At 47.9% G+C, this 24,357-nt stretch carries 15 protein-coding genes; 11 read left to right on the top strand and 4 right to left on the bottom strand.

The window, feature by feature from the left end:
- Positions 1 to 171: 171 nt before the first annotated feature.
- Complete coding sequence (locus D9Y29_RS00420; RefSeq protein ID WP_127124466.1) at positions 172 to 5,394, top strand: T9SS type A sorting domain-containing protein; 5,223 nt, start codon at positions 172 to 174, stop codon at positions 5,392 to 5,394.
- Between the two features lie 293 nt (positions 5,395 to 5,687).
- Positions 5,688 to 6,461 (top strand): MerR family transcriptional regulator, encoded by a 774-nt coding sequence (locus D9Y29_RS00415; RefSeq protein ID WP_127124465.1) that lies wholly within the window; start codon positions 5,688 to 5,690, stop codon positions 6,459 to 6,461.
- 200 nt (positions 6,462 to 6,661) lie between these two features.
- On the opposite strand, the gene D9Y29_RS00410 is transcribed toward D9Y29_RS00415, so the two are convergent.
- From D9Y29_RS00410 to accD, 3 genes are all read right to left on the bottom strand, one after another.
- Entirely contained in the window at positions 6,662 to 7,909 is a 1,248-nt protein-coding gene (locus tag D9Y29_RS00410) for a cell envelope integrity TolA family protein (protein ID WP_127124464.1), read from the bottom strand.
- Positions 7,910 to 7,999: 90 nt separating this feature from the next.
- Positions 8,000 to 8,488: an SsrA-binding protein SmpB gene (gene smpB, locus D9Y29_RS00405; RefSeq protein ID WP_277601105.1), complete on the bottom strand. Its 489-nt coding sequence runs from the start codon at positions 8,486 to 8,488 to the stop codon at positions 8,000 to 8,002.
- Positions 8,489 to 8,514: 26 nt separating this feature from the next.
- On the bottom strand, positions 8,515 to 9,426 hold the full coding sequence (gene accD / locus D9Y29_RS00400) for an acetyl-CoA carboxylase, carboxyltransferase subunit beta (protein WP_127124463.1): 912 nt from the start codon (positions 9,424 to 9,426) through the stop codon (positions 8,515 to 8,517).
- 81 nt (positions 9,427 to 9,507) lie between these two features.
- Between accD and D9Y29_RS26435 the strand changes: the two genes are divergently transcribed.
- From D9Y29_RS26435 to D9Y29_RS00360, 9 genes are all read left to right on the top strand, one after another.
- Positions 9,508 to 9,684, top strand: coding sequence for a hypothetical protein (locus tag D9Y29_RS26435; protein WP_164735183.1), 177 nt, complete (start codon positions 9,508 to 9,510; stop codon positions 9,682 to 9,684).
- Between the two features lie 88 nt (positions 9,685 to 9,772).
- Entirely contained in the window at positions 9,773 to 10,477 is a 705-nt protein-coding gene (locus D9Y29_RS00395) for a succinate dehydrogenase cytochrome b subunit (RefSeq protein ID WP_127124462.1), read from the top strand.
- 51 nt (positions 10,478 to 10,528) lie between these two features.
- Complete coding sequence (locus D9Y29_RS00390) at positions 10,529 to 12,502, top strand: fumarate reductase/succinate dehydrogenase flavoprotein subunit (RefSeq protein WP_127124461.1); 1,974 nt, start codon at positions 10,529 to 10,531, stop codon at positions 12,500 to 12,502.
- A gap of 18 nt (positions 12,503 to 12,520) precedes the next feature.
- A complete protein-coding gene (locus D9Y29_RS00385; RefSeq protein ID WP_127124460.1) occupies positions 12,521 to 13,282 on the top strand; it encodes a succinate dehydrogenase/fumarate reductase iron-sulfur subunit in 762 nt (253 codons plus the stop codon).
- Between the two features lie 238 nt (positions 13,283 to 13,520).
- Complete coding sequence (locus D9Y29_RS00380; RefSeq protein WP_127124459.1) at positions 13,521 to 14,012, top strand: VOC family protein; 492 nt, start codon at positions 13,521 to 13,523, stop codon at positions 14,010 to 14,012.
- Between the two features lie 166 nt (positions 14,013 to 14,178).
- Positions 14,179 to 16,257, top strand: coding sequence for a S9 family peptidase (locus D9Y29_RS00375; RefSeq protein WP_127124458.1), 2,079 nt, complete (start codon positions 14,179 to 14,181; stop codon positions 16,255 to 16,257).
- 76 nt (positions 16,258 to 16,333) lie between these two features.
- Positions 16,334 to 17,950, top strand: coding sequence for an ABC-F family ATP-binding cassette domain-containing protein (locus D9Y29_RS00370; RefSeq protein WP_127124457.1), 1,617 nt, complete (start codon positions 16,334 to 16,336; stop codon positions 17,948 to 17,950).
- Positions 17,951 to 18,249: 299 nt separating this feature from the next.
- Positions 18,250 to 18,861, top strand: coding sequence for an outer membrane beta-barrel protein (locus D9Y29_RS00365; protein ID WP_127124456.1), 612 nt, complete (start codon positions 18,250 to 18,252; stop codon positions 18,859 to 18,861).
- Positions 18,862 to 19,174: 313 nt separating this feature from the next.
- Positions 19,175 to 22,663: a hypothetical protein gene (locus D9Y29_RS00360; RefSeq protein ID WP_241237814.1), complete on the top strand. Its 3,489-nt coding sequence runs from the start codon at positions 19,175 to 19,177 to the stop codon at positions 22,661 to 22,663.
- Between the two features lie 603 nt (positions 22,664 to 23,266).
- On the opposite strand, the gene D9Y29_RS00355 is transcribed toward D9Y29_RS00360, so the two are convergent.
- Positions 23,267 to 24,244 carry a hypothetical protein gene (locus tag D9Y29_RS00355; RefSeq protein WP_127124455.1) on the bottom strand — a complete coding sequence of 326 codons (978 nt, stop codon included), beginning with the start codon at positions 24,242 to 24,244 and terminating at the stop codon, positions 23,267 to 23,269.
- Positions 24,245 to 24,357: the final 113 nt, after the last annotated feature.

The following is a 24,357-nucleotide window of genomic DNA, read 5'->3' as shown; positions in this document are numbered from 1 at the left end:
CCCGCTCCGCCACTGCTCCGGTGTAATTTTAAAGGATGAAAAAACAAGTCACGGATCCAAGGTTCGTGTATGCCCTGATCATCCTGCTGGCAGCTATCGGTTTTGTGCTGGTATGGATCTATTATTAATAATCATTGTTCTGAAACCTGAGAGACCCTAAAAATTCCGTCCATGAAAAGAATATTACTATTCTTCGCTTTTTCTGTTATTGCCTTTTTCTCTTTTTCCCAATCGATCGTGTACGTGGATGCTGCGGCTTCCGGCGCCAATGATGGCAGCAGCTGGCCCAATGCCTACCGTCACCTGAGCAGCGCGCTGGCGGCTGCCAATGCAGGTAATGACATCGATACCATTTTTATTGCCAAAGGAACTTATTATCCTACCGGCAACCAGAACGGCACAAACAGGGACAGCGCCTTTCTCCTGCTGCGCGGCAATCTTTTCCTGTATGGTGGGTTCGATCCTGCAAACGGGATAACGGAAATAGCCCAGCGCAATAGCCAACCCTATGGTGGTACAGGCACCATCCTCAGCGGTAATATTAATAATACTGCGGACAGCCTCGATAACTGCTGGCATGTAATGGTGATTGCTACTTACAATAATGATAATGGAAAGATCCTGCTGGATGGTCTTACTATCCGCGACGGGAATGGTACCATGGCTCCGGGTGGCTACAAATATTACAGATCCGGTCCCGGAGGGCCTTATGGATATTATGGTACCGGCGGTGGTATGCTGATCACTTCAACCGGCACACAGATCACCATGAGGAATATGGTGGTAAGTAATAACGTAACGCAAGGTATTCATTCCCGCAGGTATCTGGATATGGAGAACTGTTCTGTGGTATCAAATCTTGCACCGGGTGGAGATGAGAACTCCACTTCACATATTTCTATTGCTGGTGGAGGTTTGTATTGCCTGGAAGGACTGAAAATGAAAAAATGCCTGGTAGCAGACAATCAGATCTACTATGGTTGGGCTTCCAGGGGAGGCGGTATTTACCTGGAGGGGGAACTGGATATGGAGGATTGTATCGTAAGGAATAATTCCGTTCTGGATGCGGGGACCTGTTCTCCTATAGTAGGAAGCGGAGGTGGCGGAGGAATTTTTTCAACCGTGTATACATTGATCAGGAATACTGTGATCAGCGGGAATAGTTACAGTGTTGTGAAAGGATGTGTATGGGATGGTGTATACAAGCAGCAAATGACTGGCGGTGGTGGTGGACTTGCGTTGAAGGGATATACTGAACTGGTGAATTCCATTGTATCATTCAATGCCATCAGCGGTGGCGAAGTGCCTGCCGGATATGGCACACGTTTTTCAGGAGGAGGTATTTGCATGATGGAAAATGTGGGCCTTAAGATAGTCAATTCTATCTTGTATGGAAATACAGATCCGGTAGCCGGGGCCATCGGCGCAAGAAACCTGTCTTATGCGAGTGGTGTGGAGATCAGTAATTCTGTTTTCCTGGCCAATAGTACATTGTTTGCGCCCGGTGTAACTGCAACCAGGTACTATAGCCTGGTGCAGGGATTCAATTCCACTTCAGACGGGAACCTGGATGCTTCTGCCAGTGGTATTACATTTACCAATGCAGCAGCAGGTGATTTCAGTTTGCCGGCAGGGTCCATTTTTATCAATAAAGGAAACAATAATTTATACAATAGTGCCGCCTATCCGGATATTGAAATGAACGGTAACAACCGGGTGAGTGGAGGGACCATAGATATCGGTCCATACGAAGCCGGCAGTACGCCGGGTGCTGCTCCTGATATACTGTATGTAGATAGTAGTGTAGCTGTTTCCGGTGATGGCAGTTCCTGGGCATCTGCTTTCAAATATCTTTCCGATGCCCTGGCGGTTGCCAACGATAATATTGCGGTAGACAACATCCTGGTAGCGAAAGGAACTTATTATCCTACGGGTGCGCAAAGTGGTTCAGACAGGAACCGCAGTTTTTTCATACGTTATGGCGGTTTGAAAATATTTGGCGGCTTCCCGGGTGGGGGCGGCAGTTTCGCCCAGCGGGTGCTGCCTGCTGCCACAGGCGAATATTCAGGGGAAGGTACTATCCTTAGCGGTGATATCAATATTGAAGGCGATAGTACAGACAACAGTTACCATGTTTTGGCAGTAACTGATATTCCTTCATTTGCTGATAGTATTGTTCTTGACGGATTCAGCGTTCATAACGGCAATGCGAATGCGCCATACGGTACCGGTTACACGTATGGTACACAGGCCGTGAATCAGTATGCAGGTGGTGGCGCCGTGATATGGAATGTAAGTAATAATGGAAAACTGCATTTCAGGAATTGCAATTTCAATAATAACAGCGCCAACGGAACGGCCGGAGCGATCTGCAATCAAAACTCCAAAGCCAGTTTTCTGCAGGTGAATTTCGTAAATAATATTTCCCGGGAAGATAATGGCGGGGCAGTGTACAATGCGCAAAGCGCGTCTGAGCTCAGGTTCAATCAATGCCGCTTTGTATCCAATATTTCGAAGAACGGTCATGGAGGCGCCATCTACAATCATACCGGCGCTGTGGTCAAACTGGAGCGTTCTTTCTTTTTTGGGAATGTAGCGGCCAGAAATGGTGGCGCTATCTACAACAATTCAGGCACACGCGCTGAGATAGCGAATGGTCTTTTTTATCAGAACAGGAGTAATACGCTGAACAGTAATTTCGGTGGAGCGGCGGTATACGTGATCGGTTCCGATTTCCTCGGCGTTAATTGCACATTTGTTGATCAGCAAACCGGAAGTGCCATGTATGGTTTTCTTGCGGGAGCTGGCGGAGGGAGCGTAACATTGAGAAATTCCATTGCCACACATAATCCTTCCGGTGGTGTGGCGGTTGGTAGTGGTACTGTATACAGCCAGAATTTTTCATTGGTACAGGACCAGAATTATGCAACAGATGAGAACCTCAATTACAGCGCCATCTCTCTTTCCGATCTTTATGTAAATGTCAGCGACCCTGATGGCCCTGACAATACCTGGCTTACTGCCGATGACGGCCTCCGTCCTACGGCTTCCTCACCGGTTCGTGAAGAAGGCAATTCAGCACTGGTGGCCGGCAATGACTTCGACATCTCAGGAGGTCCCCGTATCATTGGTTGTAATGTGGATCTGGGAGCTTATGAATCCGGAGCAAGCAAGATATTACTGCATGTGGATGCTGTAAATGGAAGTGATGCCAATAGCGGCAAGTCCTGGCAAAACGCATTCAAATCATTGAAACGTGCCCTGGAATTTGCCAATAGCAGTAGCTGTGCGGATTCAATACTTGTAGCCAGGGGCACTTATTATCCAACGGGCGATCAAATGACAACTGCTCCCGATTTTCTCAAGCAGGTGAGTTGCTTTAAGGTCGAAAGAGCTGGGATCAGGATCTATGGCGGGTTTCAGCCTGCGGGAGCTGGTGGCTGGGCAGGCAGGGAGATACCAACCGTTGCAGGGGCCGGTACCATCTTGAGTGGTGATATCGCCGCCAATCACGACAGCACTTACAATACTTTTCATGTATTGTCGATAGAAAATATTTCTTCATCAGACAGTATTGTGATCGATGGGGTAGGCATTACGGCAGGTAATGCGAAATCCCCGATCATTACACCGGACACCACTTTGCTGATCAATGAAAATACAGGCGGAGGGCTAATGCTGTACAGGAATACGGCGCCTGTGGTTGTAAGGAGATCTGTCTTTTTCCGTAACAGCGCTATCGATTACGGAGGCAGTATAGCAGTAATCAGTTCAAAGATTTTCATTTCCTCAACGATCATTACCGAAAGTTTTTCCGTGAAGGGTGGTGGTTTCACATCGCTGAATTCGAATACGACGATGGTGAATTGCAATATCTACAAGAATCAGGCTGGCACCCGTGTTGTGGGGGGATATACCATCGGTGGATCTGGTGGCGGGGTGTATTTGGAAGGTGGCACCAACCTAATTGTGAATTCGAATATTGCCAATAACCTCGCAACATTAAGAGGAGGTGCAGCAACCTGTTTAAGTACTGCATCATCTTCCATCAGCAACAGTATCCTATGGGGGAATGCTGCACAGGGCGCTCCTTCGATTTACAGTAACATAAATACCAGATACAGTATCATGCAGGGTGGAGCTGCGGGTGAAGGGAACCTGGATGCTGATCCTAATTACACAAATCCCTCCGGTGGGAATTTTACATTGCAGAATTGCAGCCCAGCCATCAATGCCGGAATCAATTCCGATGTTCCGGAAGAAGTAGCTACCGACATAGCAGGAGCAGCTCGCATTCAATTAGGAAAAGTGGACATGGGCGCTCATGAATCTGCTGCGAGTGAGTCTACAGCTGGTATGGCATTAGGTAATTCTGATGTAACGAATATTCAGTCAGCAACTGGTCTTACTTCTTACGTAAACAATTGCAACCTGCTGGTGGCGCAGATCCGGGGCGATAACTCGCCAACGGCTGTTAATGGGAAAGTAAGGATTAAGGTGTGGAATGAATTCATTCAACCGGCCAATTATGTAAGACGTCATTATGAAATAACACCGGAGAACAATGCTGCCACTGCAACTGGCAGGATCACATTGTTCTTTCTCCAATCTGATTTTGTTCAATTCAATAACTTAAATGCAGTAAAGCTGCCGGTTACATCTTTTGATGATGCGCTTAAACCTAATCTTTTGATCGAAAAATTTGCAGGGACCAGCAGCAATGGCACAGGCCGGCCTGACTCCTATGCAGGCAGCGGCATTACCATCGATCCTGCTGATGTGGACATTGTATGGAACTCAAGCCGAAGCAGGTGGGAAGTGAGCTTTGATGTAGCCGGTTTCAGCGGCTTCTTTGTGAAAACGCAGGTGCAGACCCTACCGCTGACTTTGCTTTCGTTCACTGGTCAGCGTGAGAATGGCGTCAGTCAGTTGAAATGGGAAACCGCCAATGAAAACCAGGTGGCTTATTTTGAACTGGAAAGAAGCGCGGGTGGAAATGTTTATTCATCCGTAACGAGGATCAACGCGAAAAATGGACCATCACAGCAATACAGTTATGCTGATCCATACAGTTTCAGCGGTCTGATGAGTTATCGTTTGAAGATGGTGGATATAGACGGAACAGTAAACTACAGTAAGATCGTTCTGCTGTCCGATAAAGAAGCGGCAATACTTTCGATGTATCCGAACCCTGCGCAGAACAGGATCTGGCTTGAAACAAGCGATATAACTTTGAGAGGAACAGAAGCTGTGCTGATGAATGCGGCAGGAGCGGTGCAGTTGAAGTTTAAGGTCCTGAATGCCCGTGAAGAGATTGATATCAGTATGATGAAAAACGGTATGTATTTTATCAGGCTTGCCAATGGCAAAACCATCAAATTCGTAAAAGAATAGAATACGGAAATAATGTAAAAGTGGAGCTGACTTAAAAGGTTGTTACTACATTTCATTTCACTGTGCTCACTCGCTCGCCTCTGGCGAGTGAGTTTTGTTTAGTCGCCTCTGGCGACGCGGTGTTCGCCGGAGGCGAACAAATAGAAGTCCCTCGCCGGGAGGCGAGCGACTGCCAGCTCTCCGCCATTTTTAGTCCCCCGTGTTGTTGTAAGAAAAATGAAAAAAACTTTCCATTTCTCTTGACCCTTACGCAACGTGAGGCCCTAACTTTGTTTGCAACAACAACAGATAGGATGAAATATACAGTCAAAAAGCTGGCTGAACTGGCCGGTGTAAGCGTGCGCACCTTACATCATTATGATCAACTGGGATTACTCACGCCATCGGCACGTACCGAAGCTGGGTATCGTTTGTATGGTGAGCAGGAATTGCTGCGGCTGCAACAGATCCTTTTGTATAAGGAAATGGACCTGCCATTACCTGCCATAGCCGGTATCCTGGATGATCCTGCTTTTGATCTGGTTGCTGCCCTTCAACAGCATCGCGCAATGCTGGAGGAGCGCAGGGACCGTGCCGGTCTGTTGCTGGAAACCGTAAACAAAACCATTCAAAAATTAACAGGAGGGCCAGATATGATAACGAATGAAGAACTCTATGCAGGATTCCCAAAAGAAACCGCAGAAGCCTGGAGATCTGAAGCCATGGAAAGATGGGGTAAAGACACAGTGGAACAAAGTGAGCAGGCATTGCGGAAAATGAGCAAAGAGGATATTGAAAAACTCCGGGAGGAAGGAAGCAATATCACAGCAGGGCTGCTTTCTCTCATGCAAAGCGATGTAAGCGAGCCGGAAGTACAAAAGCTGATACACCGGCATTATTTGCATATCCTGCAATGGTGGGGAAGGAAAACGGATGAGGACTCGCTGGATGCATACAGGGGACTGAGCAATCTCTATCTCATGGACGAGCGGTATACTTGTGTAGATGGAAAACCAAACCTGGCATTCACGGCATTCATCACCAAAGCAATGTTGTTCTATGTAGATGCGCTTTCAGAAAAAAGATAAGAATGAAAAAGAGGAATGCTGCAGCGTTCCTCTTGCCTTGCAGTGCATAATGATATGCTTATGGGTTTCCTGAAAGCATGCGTATACTGCCTGTTGCGCTACTTCGGCTGTATCGTTGTTACAGGTCTTGCGGCAGTTTTGTTGTTGTTGGTAACCTTACTTCCCGGGTCAGGTGGCAGAAGATTGAATCTAAAAGTTTTTTATTTCAATCTCAACCGGTGTGGATCATCCTGCCGCTTTTTTCTTACCAGTCTTACCGTTGCATTCTGTGATAGGCTGCTGCTCAGGTATACCTCATATCTCGTGCTGCCATCGGTTACCACCATCAAAGCTGTATTGGGCGGATAAGTGCCGAGGTTCTGTGCAAACATGCTGATCTCGTTCACCGCTTTCATACTATCTAATTTCACATAGATATTGGTGCCCCGGTCTGTGATCATCTGGTTGGCGAGTACAGGTGCGCCATTGAGGAAAACAGAGATGCTATCTCCATCGATATCACCGTTATCATAGAAAGTGATGCGGATGGAGTCGCTGTCCACTTCCAGATCTTTGCTGTAGATATTCTTTCTTTTTTTGAAAGCCTCTGTGAGAGATTCTTCCAGTTTGGGAGTGATGGTGATCTTTGTGGCATTGTTCTCAGCAGGGGAGAGGGTTCTGGTAACGGGAACGTCTACCCGTGGCGTGGAAACTGAGGGAACAACAGGCTTGCGTTCCGCTACTGTTTCTTTAACTACGGCTTCCGCTTCTTTTTTGGCAAGCTCGCCGTCTTTTATCAGTTCAGCTTGTTTTTGTGCAGTTTCTTCTTCTTTGGTGAGTGTTTTTTTTATTTCGGTCTTCACTGCTTCATCAGCTTTCTTCGCGATCAGTGTATTCTCTGAGTCCTGTTTTTTCTCTACAATTACTACAGGTTCTTCTTTCTTCGTTTCCACTACAACATCTTCTTCCTGCGGTTTCCAGAATCGTTGTCCAACTGCCATATTGCGAAGCACGTCTGTGGCTGTGCTTTCTGTGCGGTCCATCGTGAAAGTGACCTTCAGTTCGGGGCAGGTGTATTTGTATTTATCGTTGGCGTAGAATGAGCCGTTCAAGGTGCTTTTTGCCTGGCTTACCATCAGTTTACCCACGAAGCTCATGGGGCATTCGATGCCGTTGCGGGCGGTGGATGCATAGAGTAACATGGGAAGATTGGGAATAGTTACTTCGCGGGTTGCCTTGTTGAATTTGCCGCGCACAAAGAAGCTCTGGTAAGTGTCTTTGAAATAATAACCGAAAACGCCTTCCACTTCATTTCCTTTCTGCTGGAGTACCAGTTCTGTAAGGTAGTTGCTGTAAGAGCCCTGTGCTGCCACATCGGCTTTACCGTACCAGGAGCCGGATGCAGACTGCGCCTGTGATTGATGGGTGAGGATCAACGCGCTTGTCCAGAAGAATAGTTTTTTGAACATACGTGAAGATAGGCAGAAAAAATCAAGCCAAACTACCCGATAGCTTGTTTTAATGCACAGTATGTGCGTATGTTGTAAAGTAGGGATCGCTTATTTCATGTAACGTTTCATCTCGCGCTCTGTATCGCGTTGTTTGATGGTCTCGCGTTTGTCGTACAATTTCTTACCCTTGCCAAGACCTATTTCCATTTTTGCAATACTCTTTTCATTGAAGTAAATACGGAGTGGTACGATGGTGTAGCCTTTCTCTTTGATCTTTGCTTCGAGTTTGCGCAGTTCTTTTTTATGGAGCAGGAGTTTGCGTTCCTGCGTGGGTACGTGATTGTTGTAGGTACCGTGACTGTATTCGGTGATGTGAAGGCTTTTGATCCAGAGCTCTCCTTTATGGAAGAAGCAATAGGCATCATTGAAGCTGGCGCGGCCTTCGCGGAGTGATTTCACTTCGGTGCCTGCCAGTACGATGCCGGCATCGTAGCGGTCTTCGATGAAATAGTCGTGATAAGCTGATCTGTTGCGGATCTCTGTCATTTGTTCTTTATAACACAATACGAAATGCGAAGTTCGGAAATCCTTGTTCACATTTCGTATTGCGGTGTATGGCGCTGTTAGTTCCTGAAAAGATTCAGAACGGTAGCCAGTTTGTCTTTCAATTCTTTACGTGGCACAATGAAATCGAGAAAGCCGTGTTCAAGAAGGAATTCGCTTCTTTGGAATCCTTCGGGCAGGTCTTTCTTGATGGTTTCCTTGATCACGCGTGGTCCGGCAAAACCGATAAGGGCGCCGGGTTCGGCAATATTGAGGTCGCCCAGCATACCGAAGGAAGCTGAGATACCGCCGAAGGATGGATCTGTCAGGAAAGATATATAAGGTACCTGTGCATCGGTGAGCTGCGATAATTTACCGGATACCTTGGCCAGCTGCATGAGCGAGAAAGCGGATTCCATCATTCGGGCGCCACCTGATTTACAGATGATCATGAGTGGGATCTTCTTTTCTATGCAGATGTCTGCGGCCCTGGCGATCCTTTCGCCCATTACACTTCCCAGTGAGCCTCCGATGAATTCGAAATCCATACAGGCTACCATGAAGTCGAGTGATTTGATCTTACCCTGGGCAACACGGATAGAATCGGTCAGGTCCGTTTTGCCCCAGGTTTCCTGCAGTCTTTTGCCGTAGGGTTTCAGGTCTGTGAAATGAAGGAAGTCTTTCGAGCGGATATTTTCAAACAATACTTCGTATTGGTTGTCGTCAAACAGGATCTCAAAATACTCGGCGCTACCAATGCGGTGATGGTAGGCGCATTTAGGGCAAACGAAAAGATTTTCCCTCAGTTCGGTTACGGTGCAGATATAGCCACAATCGGGACATTTGCTCCAGAGCCCTTCAGGGGTTTCTTTCTTTTCGGCAGTACTGGTCAGAATACCTTTCTTAATCCTCTTGAACCAACTGCTCTTTGACTCTTCGCTCCGGCCATCTTCGCCTGCCAGGTTGGCGTCAAAGTCCTCTTCTTGTTTCATTCGGTTGGTTTTAGGCGGCTAAGATATGCATTTTAATAAATTAATAATTTCAAGAGTCAAGCAGAAAATTTTTACAATTATATGATATTTGACCTCGCTGCGTTACTTTTGCGTCTGAGCGGCAAAACGCAACCCTATCTCATGACTGCTTTCTATAGTGTTGACCATGAGACGGTGATAAAGACAGGCAAGGCTTTTGGCCGGATGAGCATCATCGGGAAGTTGATAGATATCACTTATTCCACAATCAGAGCTTAACGCTCATCCTTCCATGCTGGAACCTTCTCAGACGCCAGGTTGCGCACCCATTCAGTTCAGTGCGCTTTTATAACAAAATCTTTTTCAGATGAAATGGTCTGAACTTTTTACGTCTTCCATCGGTAAGAAACTCGTTATGGGTTTCACCGGAATTTTCCTGATTCTTTTTCTCATTATTCACGTCAGTATTAACTCCTGCATCTTTGCGGATCTTTTCGATCCCACAGATAATGGTGAAATTTTCAACAGGGCTGCCCATTTCATGGGAGCGATGATCCTGATCCGCATTGCGGAGGTAGGTCTTTTTGCCGGTATCATACTCCATATAGTACAGGGGTATCTGCTTACTGCGCAGAACAATTCAAAACGCGGCGTCGCCTATGCGGTTCCGATGGGTAACAAAGGTTCCAAGTGGTACAGCCGCAGCATGGGGCTTCTCGGCACATTGCTCCTGATGTTCCTCATTCTCCACGTATCACAGTTCTGGTGGGATTCCCGGATCTCACATAACCTGGCGCCTGCCGCCTACGATGCGGAACAGCATGATCTTTTCGCCCGCATGATCGAAGTATTCCAGAATCCTGTGATGGTTGTATTATATATCATCGCCTGTATCTCCCTGGCATACCACCTGATGCACGGTTTCCAAAGTGCATTCAGAACAATCGGGGTACATAATAATAAATACCTGAAGATGGTGAAGAGTATCGGGATCGGTTTCTCCATCATCGTTCCTGTCGTATTTGCCCTGATGCCCATCGCCTGCTATTTAGGATGGGTGCGAATCGACTAATATTCATCTTGTATCAGTGACTTCATAAACTGCAAACCATAAATTGGTTATATGTTAGATGCAAAAATTCCTGCCGGCCCCCTGGATCAGAAATGGACATGGTATAAAGGCCATTGCAACCTGGTGAACCCGGCAAACAAGCGCAAACTGGAGGTGATCGTTATTGGAACTGGTCTTGCCGGAGCTTCGGCTGCGGCTTCGCTGGGTGAGCTCGGTTATAAAGTGAAAGCCTTCTGTTTCCAGGATTCTCCACGCCGTGCACACAGTATCGCAGCGCAAGGTGGTATCAATGCCGCCAAGAATTATCAGAATGACGGGGACTCGGTCTTCCGTCTTTTTTATGATACCATCAAAGGTGGCGACTACCGTGCACGCGAAGGCAATGTGCATCGCCTGGCCGAAGTGAGTGGTAATATTATTGACCAATGTGTGGCGCAGGGTGTTCCTTTCGCCCGCGAATACGGCGGCCTGCTCAGCAACCGCTCATTCGGCGGTACACAGGTACAAAGAACTTTCTATGCTGCCGGTCAGACCGGGCAGCAGCTCCTCATAGGCGCTTACCAGAGCCTGGAACGCCAGATCGCTCTTGGTAACGTGAAAATGTACAACCGTCACGAGATGCTGGAGATCGTTATGATCGATGGCAAAGCCCGCGGCATCATCGCCCGTGATCTCGTTAACGGTAAGCTCGAACGTCATTTCGGTCATGCTGTACTGTTATGCTCCGGTGGTTATGGCAACGTTTTCTATCTTTCCACCAACGCCATGGGCAGCAACGTAACGGCAGCCTGGAAAGCGCACAGGAAAGGAGCTTACTTCGCCAATCCCTGCTTCACGCAGATCCACCCCACCTGTATCCCTGTGAGCGGCGACCACCAGAGTAAACTCACTCTCATGTCTGAGAGCCTGCGTAACGACGGCCGTATCTGGGTCCCCAAAAAACAGAACGACGATCGCAAAGCGGCCGACATCCCTGAAGATGAAAGGGATTATTACCTGGAAAGAAGATACCCCGCATTCGGTAACCTCGTTCCCCGCGACGTGGCCAGCCGCGCCGCCAAAGAGCGTTGCGATGCCGGTTACGGAGTAGGAACTTCCAAACAGGCCGTTTACCTGGATTACGCTAATGCCATCCAGCGTTACGGAGAGATCGAAGTTGGTAAACATGGCCTCTCCAATGTTTCTCCCGAAGAGATCACCAAACTGGGTAAAGCAGTAGTGAAAGAGAAATACGGTAACCTTTTCGATATGTACGAAAAGATCACCGGCGAGAACCCATACGAAACCCCGATGCGCATTTATCCCGCGGTGCACTACACCATGGGCGGCCTCTGGGTGGATTATGAACTGATGACCACAGTGCCCGGACTTTATTGTCTTGGTGAAGCCAATTTCAGCGATCACGGCGCTAACCGTCTCGGCGCTTCTGCTCTGATGCAGGGCCTGGCCGATGGTTATTTTGTGATCCCTTACACAATCGGTAACTACCTTGCAAAAGATATCGCTACAAAAAGTATCCCTACCAATCACCCTGCATTTGATGCCGCTGAAAAAGAAGTGGCAGACAGGATCAACCAACTGATGAGCATCAAGGGGTCCAAAACCGTGGAGAGCTTCCATAAACGCCTTGGTAAGATCATGTGGGATAAATGTGGTATGGCCCGCAATGCGAAAGGATTGCAGGAAGCCATCACTGAGATCCGGCAACTGAAAAAGGAATTCTGGAGCGATGTACGCATTCCCGGAGCCATCAATGAAATGAATCCTGAGCTGGATAAAGCCAATCGTGTGGCCGATTTCCTGGAACTGGGCGAACTGATGTGCATCGATGCGCTCAACCGCAATGAAAGCTGCGGCGGTCACTTCCGCGAAGAGTCACAAACAGAAGAAGGCGAAGCAAAACGCGACGATGCCAACTTCGCTTATGTGTCAGCGTGGGAATACCAGGGTGATCACAAATGGAATATGCACAGGGAAGACCTCAACTTTGAAGTAGCTAAACCAACTCAGCGTAGCTATAAATAACAACTACATCTATCGTCTATGGAACATTATAATATGAATCTTACACTGAAAGTGTGGAGACAGAAAAGCAGGAACGATGCGGGCGGTTTTGAAACCTATGATGTGAAAGATGTTTCTTCGGAAATGTCGTTCCTGGAAATGATCGACGTATTGAATGAGCGGCTGATCGCTGAAGGTAAGGACCCCATTGCCTTCGACCATGATTGCCGTGAAGGCATCTGTGGCATGTGCTCCATGTACATCGATGGCCGTCCTCACGGTCCATGGCATGCGAATACCACCTGCCAGCTGCACATGCGTGCCTACAAGGATGGAGACACCATCACTGTAGAACCCTGGCGCGCCAAGGCTTTCCCTGTGGTGAAAGACCTGGTGGTGGACCGTACCGCATTCGACCGCATTGTTCAGGCGGGCGGATATATCTCCGTAAATACCGGGAACGCACAGGACGCCAATAATATACTGATCCCGAAAGACAAGGCTGACCTGAGCTTCGCCAACGCTGCCTGCATCGGATGCGGCGCCTGCGTTGCCGCTTGCAAGAACAGTTCCGCCATGCTCTTCCTCAGCGCGAAAGTGAGCCACCTGGCACTGTTGCCACAAGGTGATCCCGAGCGCAAGAGCCGTGCACTGAATATGGTGGCGCAAATGGACAAAGAAGGTTTCGGCGCCTGCACCAATACCGGCGCCTGCGAAGCAGTTTGTCCCAAAGAGATCTCCATCACCAATATCGCGCGCCTCAACTTCGAGTACCAGCGTGCCGGTTACTCTGCCGAGTAATCTGTGGGTGAACAAAATATGTATAGGGTCAACCACCAAAGGTTGGCCCTTTTACTTTGGGGGTGCCCAGTCGCTCGCCTCCGGCGAGTGACTTCTATTTAGTCGCCTCCGGCGACGCGGTGTTCGCCGGAGGCGAACAAATAACCGTCACTCGCCGGAGGCGTGCGACTGGCAGCACTCCGCCAGAAGCCGGCACTCCGCCTTTTTGTTGTACATTCAATCATCCAAAAATCACATTATGAGCGAGTATACCGTTCCCGCACAAACGAGAATCGGACATGTTCACCTGAAAGTTTCCGATCTTGATAAAGCTCTCGATTTTTACCAGGGATTACTGGGCTTTCAGATCATGCAGCGATACGGCAACCAGGCCGTGTTCATCTCAGCCGGCGGATACCATCATCATATCGGCCTCAATACCTGGTACAGTAAAGACCAGCCGCCGGCATCGCGTAAATCGCCCGGACTTTTTCATACCGCTATTCTCTATCCAACGAGAAGAGACCTGGCCGTGGTCCTGAAACGATTGCTTGAAGCACGTTACCCGCTCACCGGCGCTTCCGATCATGGCGTTTCCGAAGCGATCTATCTCGATGATCCCGATGGCAATGGAGTAGAGCTCTACTGGGATAAACCGCGAGAGCAATGGCCGCTCGATGCCGGAGGCAATTTGCAAATGGTGACTGAACCGCTGGACCTGCCTGCATTGCTGGCCACCATCGATCAGTAATACCCAGTCCCCACCAATTTTGTTAACCAGTGATGAGCGGATGGTTTCAACAGAAGGGATGTTGTAATTTTCCCACTGTTTCAAACCAACGAACATGATTAAAAATCTGCACAAATTCCTGTTGATTACCCCGATTATCGCCGGCTGTAATCAAAATCCTTCAAAGATGAACCAAGCATACCAATGGCCTGAGAATATTCCCACTCCAACTGTTGAAAAGAAAACGAAAGAATTCCTCATGCATGGAGATAAGAGGGTGGACGAATATTACTGGCTCAATGAAAGAGAAAACCCAAAAGTTATAGACTACCTCAAAGCAGAGAATGCTTATGTAGACACGATGATGTCAGGCACCAAAGAGCTCCGGGAAAAACTCTTCCAGGAAATGAAAGGCCGCATCAAGGAGAAAGATGAATCCGTTCCCGTATTGAACAACGGTTATTTCTATTACAACAAGTTTGAAGAAGGCAAACAGTACCCCATCTTTTGCCGCAAGAAAGGAAGCCTGGATGCTCCCGAAGAGATCATGTTCGATCAGAATAAGATGGCGGAAGGACATAAGTACTACAGCGTTGGTGTTATCCGCATCAGCGATAACAATGAACTGGCCGCCTTCACCACAGATCATGTGAGCCGCCGCCTCTACAATCTGCAGATCAAAAACCTCACTACCGGTGAAGTATATCCTGAAACCATTCCCAATGTGGAAGGCGGTTCCATCGTTTGGGCTGCCGATAATAAGACCATCTTCTATATTTTGCAGGATACCACTACACTGCTTGGCTACCAGGTCTATCGCCACACACTTGGCACGGACCCCGGGAATGATGTACTGATGTATGAAGAAAAAGATGATCGTTATTATCTTGACATCGGGCGTACACGCTCAAAGAAATATGTGACCATTGCTTCCAGTATGAACGAAGTGAGCACGGAGTACCGCCTGCTCGATGCATCTGACCCAACAGGAACATTCAAAGTATTCGAACCGCGCAAAATGGATTTTCAGTATCATATCGATCATGCGGCAGACGGAAAGTTCTATATCCTCACAGATTGGGACGCGCCCAATTTCCGTGTGATGACTTCAGAAGATGGAAAAACAGGAAAAGTGAACTGGATTGAACTGATCCCCGCCCGTAAGGATGTGTATATCGCTGATTTCAATACATTCAAGAATCACCTGGTGCTCACTGAAGTGAAAGACGCCATGCGCCAGATCCGCGTGATCAACCAGGCTTCGAAGAAAGACGAGTACATTGCGTTCGATGAAAAAGTGTACACGGCCGGACAAAGCAGCAATCCTGAGTCCAACACCAATATCCTTCGTATCGTTTATACTTCCATGACCACGCCTTATACCGTGATCGATTACAATATGGATACGAAAGAAAAAACAGTGAAGAAGGAAACGGAAGTGATCGGTTATAAAAAAGAGGGATACGAAACAGACCGCATCTGGGCCACTGCCCGCGATGGTGTGAAAGTACCTGTTACCTTGCTGTACAAAAAAGGAATGAAGAAAGATGGAGCCAATCCATTATTGCTGATGGCCTATGGTTCATACGGTAACAGCATATTCCCTGGCTTCAACAGCACTGTGATCTCACTGGTTGACCGGGGCTTCATCTATGCCATTGCGCATGTGCGTGGTGGTCAGGAAATGGGCAGGACCTGGTACGATAACGGCCATCTCCTCAAAAAGAAGAATACTTTCTATGATTTCATCGATTGCGGTGAATTTCTGGTGAAAGAGAGCTATACCAGTAATAAACATCTCTATGCCAATGGCGGTAGCGCCGGCGGTTTGCTGATGGGCGCTGTGCTGAACCTTGCCCCTGAAATGTGGAACGGGGTAGTGGCAGAAGTTCCCTTTGTGGATGTGATCACCACCATGAGCGATGCCAGTATTCCACTCACCACCGGCGAGTACAAGGAGTGGGGCAATCCTGCTGACAGCACAGAATATTTCTACATGAAGTCCTATTCTCCCTATGATAACGTTGAGGCGAAGAACTACCCTAATATCCTGGTTACTACTGGTCTCCACGATTCCCAGGTGCAGTACTTCGAGCCTGCCAAATGGGTGGCCAAATTGCGGGAATTCAACAAGAGCAAGAATGTTATTCTCTTCAAAACCAATATGGATGCGGGGCATGGCGGCGCTTCCGGCCGTTTTGAAAGCCTCCGCGAGGACGCCCTCAACTATGCGTTTCTGCTGGCTTTGGAAGGGCGTGTTAATTAATCCCGCTGCCTTGCGCTGCGAGATTAATTCATAATTATTGCCTACCTTTGCCGACTCAAAAAACCAGGAAGTCAGTATGATCTCAGTGAATAATGTGACCCTCTCGTTCGGCAAACGTGTATTGTTCGATGAAGTGAATATCTCCTTCAGCAAAGGCAATTGCTATGGTGTGATCGGAGCCAATGGCGCCGGTAAATCTACTTTTCTGAAAATACTCTCCGGGGAGATCGAGCCCAATAAAGGCACTATCGATATCACTCCCGGCGAACGGATGGCCGTATTAAAACAGAACCATTTCGAGTTCGATGAAATTACCGTGCTCAATACCGTGATGATGGGCCATAAAAAATTATGGTCTGTGATGCATGAGCGCGATGCTATCTATGCCAAAGCAGATTTCTCTGAAGAAGATGGTATCCGCGCAGGTGAACTGGAAGGTGAGTTCGGCGAAATGGGCGGCTACACCGCAGAAAGCGATGCAGGCAGCCTGCTCAGCGAACTGGGTGTTCCGGAAGATGTTCACCAGAGCCTGATGAAAGATATCAACGGCGCCATGAAAGTACGTGTGCTCCTCGCACAGGCCCTCTTCGGAAACCCTGATATCCTCATCCTCGATGAGCCTACCAACAACCTGGACGTTGTAACCATTAGCTGGCTGGAAAACTTCCTGGCAGGGTATGAGAACATCGTGATCGTAGTGAGCCACGACCGTCACTTCCTCGATGCCGTATGTACGCATGTGGCCGATGTGGACCGTCAGAAGATCAAGGTCTACACCGGTAACTATACCTTCTGGTATGAAAGTTCACAGCTCGCAGCACGCCAGCAGAACGATAAGAACAAGAAGACGGAAGAGAAGCGTAAAGATCTCATGGACTTCATCGCCCGCTTCAGCGCCAACGCCTCCAAATCCAAACAGGCTACTTCCCGTAAGAAAGCCCTGGAGAAACTGGTTATTGAAGATATCACGCCTTCCAACAGGAAATATCCTGGAATCATCTTCAAACAACTGCGCGAAGTGGGTAACCAGATCCTCAATGTGGAGAAGCTCAGCAAATCCATCGATGGAAGAACGCTGTTCAGCAATGTGAGCTTCACGGTGAACAAGGGCGATAAGATTGCCGTGGTTGCCGATGATCAGATGGCCATCACTGCATTCTTCGAGATCATCAACGAACAACAAAAAGCAGACAGCGGCAGCTACGAGTGGGGGACCACCGTATCCAAAGCTTATCTGCCCAATGACAACTCTCAATACTTCACTACAGACCTGAACCTGATGGACTGGCTGCGTCAGTACGTGCCTTCGCATGTAACAGACGTGGACGAGCCCTTCCTCCGCGGATTCCTCGGAAAGATGCTGTTCAGCGGTGATGAGGTGCTGAAGAAGACCTCTGTACTCAGCGGTGGCGAGAAAGTTCGTTGCATGCTCAGCCGCATGATGCTGCAGGACCCCAACGTGGTCTTGCTGGATGAGCCTACCAATCACCTGGACCTTGAATCTATCCAAAGCTTCAACGAAAGCATGGAGAACTTCAAAGGGATCGTGATGCTCAGCTCACATGACCATACCTTCCTGCAAACAGTGGCCAACCGCATTATCGAGCTCACACCTACAGGTGCGATCGATAAGCTGATGTCCTTCGATGAATACCTGGAAGATAAAAAAGCGAAGAAAATGCAGCTCGCATAAGCATATAAGTAACTTGTCGTGGTCCGGCAGTTATTCCTGCCCGGTACCCGGAAACCCTGAGAAGCAATGCTTTTCAGGGTTTCTTTTTGGAGAAATACCCGAAAATGCTTTAATTTTAACTTATATATTTTACATTCGTAATAGATATTACGTATCCCTCAAACCTGATCGTAGCTTCAGTCCAGCTCACCTTAATCGAACGTCTCCCATCAAATCCCCGGCTTAAACGCGTAGACGGGCATCAGCGGTTATGTACCCTGATCCGGAAGTTTTTTTACTAACCAATTAAATTTCATGTTATGAAGAAAACTTACGCGGTGTTGATTTGTGGTCTCTCTTTCATGGCGCTGATTACAAACCAGGCCCATGCTCAATTGCAGAAGGGAAATATCCTGATTGGTGCAGACCTGATGGGAATGTCTGCAGATTTTCAAAGTGGAAATACAACCTTCAATTTATCGATCCATCCTAAAGTGGCCTGGTTCATCCAGGATAATATCGCTGTTGGTGGTATGGTTGACCTGGGGCTCTCCACACGCAAAGGGTACACAGCCATTTCTTATGGAGTAAGTGCGCTGGGCCGTTATTATATCTCAGATCCCAAAACTCAATTACTGAAACAAAGCCGCTTTTTCCTGGAAGGAAATGTGGGGATCAGTGGACAGAATACAAAAGTTGACGGATCTGATAATGTAAGTACGAATGGCCTGGGTATTGGATTCGGTCCTGGTATCGCTTATTTCATTACCCCCAATATCAGCCTGGAAGGATTGTTGAAGTACAATCTCACAGTAGGCTTCGGAAATTCTACCACCAATAACCAGATTGCATTCGGGCTGGGGTTCCAGATCTACCTGCCCACGAAAAAAGCAAGAGAAGTTTACAACGATGTAAAATCGCAAATGAAATAAGTCCAACAACGGCATTCAGTGTTATACAGTTACTAATATCCGGAAAGGCCGGCAGGGAACAGGGGCCAACCCGGAGAGCACTCGCTCGCCTCCGGCGAGTGAGTTTTGTTTTGTCGCCTCCGGCTACACAGTGTTCGCCGGAGGCGAACGAATATTACTCACTCGCCGGAGGCGAACGAGTGCTCCCCGATATTGCATCATTTCAACTATCCACAAACAATAAATCCTGATTTTCTACGCTTTTTACTTACTCCGCGGGATTTTACGCTAATATTGCGGGGGTCAAATGCAGACATTGTTAACCGGGAGAATATTGATACTGATAATGTTGCTGGCTTGCTGCCAAATGCATGGATATGCACAGCAGAAGCCGGCACCTAAGCCGCTTTCCAATCTTCGTGTTAAGAAGGTCAGTACCCGGCAGCCCATTATTCAGCTGGATTCGCTCAGTCTCATCCCAAATACCATCCAGGTCCCAGGTGTGCCGGATAGCGCTTACACCATCGATTTCATCAATGGCACACTGCATTGGAAAAGCCATTTCATTCTCGACAGTCTGTATATCCGCTACCGCGTTTTTCCCACGCGAATGAATGCTGTAGTGAACAGGATGGAATACGATTCCGTGATGAACCGTTTTATCGGTCAGGCCTATACGCCGAATTTCATGGGCGTTCAGCAGACCGATAATTTCTTCAACTTCGGGAATATCACGTACAACGGTAGTTTTGGCCGGGCCATCTCTTTCGGCAATAGCCAGGATGCAGTGGTCACCAGCAACCTCAACCTGCAGCTCAGCGGTTACCTGGCCGACAGTATAGAGATCGCCGCCGCCATCACAGACAATAATATCCCGATACAGCCAGACGGCACCACGCAACAGCTCAATGAATTCGACCGCATCTTCCTTCAGTTCCGTAAACAGAACTGGGCGCTGAGCCTTGGTGATATTGATATCAGGCAACAACAGAACTATTTCCTCAGTTTCTATAAACGCTTACAGGGCCTCGCTTTTGAAGCCACCACGCAGATCGCGCCCGGCATAACCAATAAAGCCATGGTGAGCGGCTCTATCGCAAAAGGTAAGTTCACCCGCGATATCCTGGAACCGCTGGAAGGCAACCAGGGACCATACCGGCTCAAGGGCGCCAATAATGAATTCTTCTTTGTAGTGCTCGCCAATACCGAGCGGGTGTTCATTGATGGAGAACTCCTGCAGCGCGGGGAAGACCAGGACTATGTGATCAACTACAACACGGCCGAAATTACGTTTACCCCCCGCCGTATGATCACTAAGGACAAAAGGATACAAGTGGAATTCGAATATGCAGACCGGAATTATCTCAACTCCAATATCTATCTCTCCGATGAGGTCAATATCAAAGACAAAGTGAAACTGCGCGTTGGCTTCTTCAACAATGCCGATGCCAAGAGCTCACCCATCAACCAAACCCTCGACCCTGCGCAAAAACAATTTCTCAACACTATAGGAGACAGTATCCAGCATGCTTTCTATCCCAATGCCGCACTGGATACTTTTGCAGCAGGCAAGATCCTTTACAAAAAAGTGGACACTGTTTACAACGGAGGACAGAACCAGGACACTATCTATATCTATTCCAGCAATCCTGACAGCGCCCGCTATTCGCTATCTTTCATCGATGTAGGCCAGGGCAATGGTAACTATATGCCCGACCTCAACGGCGCCAATGGAAAAGTGTACAAATGGATAGAACCGGTGAACGGACAAAGACAGGGACGATATGAGCCTGCCGTATTCCTGGTAACACCCAAGAAACAACAGGTGGTAACGCTCGGTGTGGACTATCTCATGAACAAGAATACCGAAGTGAATACCGAAGTAGCGATGAGCAATTACAATGTGAATGCTTTCTCGGATAAAGACAAGGATGACGATAAAGGCTATGCCGCCAAAGCAACTATCAAGAATACCATTCCATTCAAAGGGAAAAAAGGACTGGCGCTGACTTCCAATGCCGGCTTCGAATATGTTGAGAGCCGCTTCAAGCCATTGGAGCGACTGCGGAATATCGAGTTTGCCCGCGACTGGGGCCTGCCACTGCAATCCACGCCAGAGAATGAGTCCATTGTAACAGCAGGGCTCTCGCTCACCGACGCAAAAATGAATTCCCTGAAATACCAGTTCACCAATTACAACAGGGGCGGGGATTTCACCGGGATCCGTAACAGCATTCTTCAGGTACAGGATATCAAAGGCTGGCGCTTCAACAATGTTTTCACTATTTCCAATGTAAGCGCTACCGATGCCAAAGGCATTTTCCTTCGGCCTACTTTAGACGTTACGCGTGTATTCAAAAAACTCAAACATTATTCGCTCAACCTGAACTATTCCGTTGAGCATACTTCCATCAAAGACAGGAATACCGATTCGCTCACTGCACTCAGTTTTTCCTTCACCAATTTCCAGGCCACCATCAAATCCGATGAAGGCAAACAGAATCACTGGGGCTTCGTGTATTCTACCCGCACCAACCAGTACCCAGTTGGTAAGGAATTGCAAAAGGCCGATCGCGCCCAGAACTTCAATCTCTTTGCCGAATTATTGAAAAATGAAAAACATCAGTTCCGATTCAACGGTACCTATCGTATTCTGGAGATCCTTGACCAGAAGATCACCACCCAGGAGGCAGACAAAAGCCTGCTCGGCCGCGCTGAATATCTTTTCAACGAATGGCGTGGAATGCTCACCGGTAGTATGCTCTATGAAGTAGGTTCCGGCCAGGAGCAGAAGCGCGATTTCGCTTTCCTGGAAGTGCCCGCCGGTCAGGGTGAATATACCTGGATCGATTACAATGAAGATGGGATCCAGCAACTCAATGAATTTGAGCTGGCCAAATTCCAGGACCAGGCCAAATACATCCGCATCTATACACCCACCAACGAATTCATCAAAGCCAATTACAATACTTTCAACTATACCGTTGGACTGAACCCACGCTCCGTCATCGATATGACCAAAGCAAAAGGCTTCACCAAACTCATAGCCAAACTGAACCTGCAATCCTCCCTGCAGCTCAGCAAGAAAGAGATCGCACGCGGTGTGGTACAACTGGACCCTTTCCGTTCACCACTCAACGATACTTCCCTGATCACGCTGAACTCCGTGCTGGTGAACACATTTTCGTTCAACCGTTACAGTTCCTCCTGGGGAATTGATCTGAATAATTCAAGGAACAGCAACAAATCCCTGCTTACCTATGGCTACGAGACCCGCAGCCTGGATGAATGGAGCCTTCGCGGCCGAGTGAACATCACCAAACAATTACTATTAGAACTAACTGGCCGCACCGGTATCAATCAGCTGACTACCAGCAGTGCCAAATTCGATAACCGGAATTACAAGATCCGGCAGCGCTCATTTGAGCCCGCTGTAAACTTCATCAACGGTTCCAATTTCCGCTGGTTGGTCGGTTATAAATTCATGACGCGCAACAACGAGCAGGGCGCAGGGGAGAGAACCAGCTCCAATTCCATCAACACAGACATCAAGTACAATATCCTGCAAAGCACCAGCATCAACGGCAAATTCACCTACAACAATATCAGCTTCAAATCCACTGAAGACAATCCTAATGTGAACTCGCCGGCGGCCTACATTCTCCTTGATGGTCTTTTGCCTGGTAAGAACTTCCTCTGGAACCTCGATCTCACCAAACGCCTCAGCAATAACCTGGAGCTGAATATCCAATATGAAGGACGAAAGCCCGGAACAGCGCGTGTAGTTCATGTGGGCAGGGCGGCGATACGCGCACTCCTCTAATGAATCATTTTTGCTGCTTGAAAGGGCGGGGGCAAAAAGGTATATGATAAGTCGGCTGTTGAAACGAACCAACGCAGGAGGGGTTTTGATGAGCTGTGGGGGGAGAGATGGGGCGGTGGTGCAGGACTGGGCTTTTTCGCTTACGTTTCAAAGGCCGGGCTTATCATATACCGTTTTTGCCTTGGGCACTATGAATGTGCGGCAAATGATTTATTAGAGGAGTGTGCGTGGAAAAAAAGGATGGGGGTAATTCTTCAATTAGCCATTACTGATAGCATCTTAGGTTTGAAGGTTGAGCCCATGCACCATTACCATCATCAAAAAAAGAACCTTTTTTATGCGCCTTTTATTCCGGGTTTAAAAGATTTGCCTGCTGCACCTCCAGGCTATACGGGCGAGGGATTGAAGAAATCCGGCCTCTGAAACGTAAGCGAAGAAGTCCGGCCCTGCACTACCGCCTCATCTCTCCAACCCACAGTTCAAAAAATATCCAACTGCGCCGGTTCGTTTCAGCAGCCGGCATTTCTTCATCCCGAGCCCGCGCCATAAAAAAGAGTGTCCCGGCCAAAGCCAGGACACTCTTCAATAATTTATTCTCAGGATTTAGCTGAACAGTCCACCTTTCTTCAGAGTAGATACGCCTTCGCCGATCTTGAAACCGTTGTGGTATACTTCGATCTTATAGGCGCCAGTTTTGAAAGCGCTGTTTTGTTTCCAGGGGAATTCTACGTGTTTCTTTTTGCCGGTCTCGATATCAACAGGCATTTTGAAAGTGTAGAATTTGTCGCCTTCTTCACGGGTAGTGAATGTACCGGAGCCAAGGGCTTCAACAGTTACAGGCTTTCCTTCAGGATCAGTAACGCTTACATAAACTTCTGTGCTTCCTGACTGAGCGATGCGGTTGTCAACATCGAATGCGATAACCAGTTTGTCTACGCGTTTAGCGGTAGTGGTTACTTTTTCACGGCCACCGCTCTTCTCATTGATCGGAGTGATGGAGATGTTGCTTGCATTCAGCGTGCTGGCGATGTCTACTTTCTTAGCCAGTTCATCTTTGGCTGTAGTGGTAGTAGCCAGGTCTGTTGTGAGTTGTTCTTTGTCTGCAGTGAGCTGAGTTTTTTCGGTAGTCAGCACCTGGTTTTCTTGCGTCAGGCGGGCTACCTCAGCTTCCAGGTTATTGATCTTGTCGTTCAGTTCCTGGATCTGACTTTTCAGTTCTTTCTTTTCTCTTTCTGTAAGTCTTTCTTTCTTCAGTTTGGAAGCAATAGCGCCTTTCAGTTTGGAGATCTCGCTGTTGCGTTCGCTGAGTTTGCCTTCCAGCTCATTGTTATGACCAGTGAGGCTGTCCAGACGGATCACAGCAGCATCGAAACTTTTTTGCAGCTCATTCTTTGAAGAGTCAACTGCTACGTATTGGGTTTTCAGTTGAGTGATCTGCTGATCTGATTTGTTTTTGTCCCACAGAAAATATCCCCAGGTGCCGAGGATGCCTACTGCCAATAAACCGATGATCAGGTTCTTGGAATCTTTCTTAGGAGGCTGACTTTGTGGGCTTGCTGATGGATAATTGGTTGTACTCATAAATGTGTATGGTTTTCAAATTTTTAAAATATTCGGTTTGCGCCGTATTCGGGACTTCGATCTCATTTAGTCCAAAACCATGCCAGAAATGTTAAAATGGGACGGATAACAGA

The organism is Pseudoflavitalea rhizosphaerae, assembly GCF_003991355.1.
Lineage (GTDB): Bacteria > Bacteroidota > Bacteroidia > Chitinophagales > Chitinophagaceae > Pseudobacter > Pseudobacter rhizosphaerae.
The sequence above is the reverse complement of the archived record's forward strand: the minus strand, read 5'-3'. Positions and strand labels throughout refer to the sequence as shown.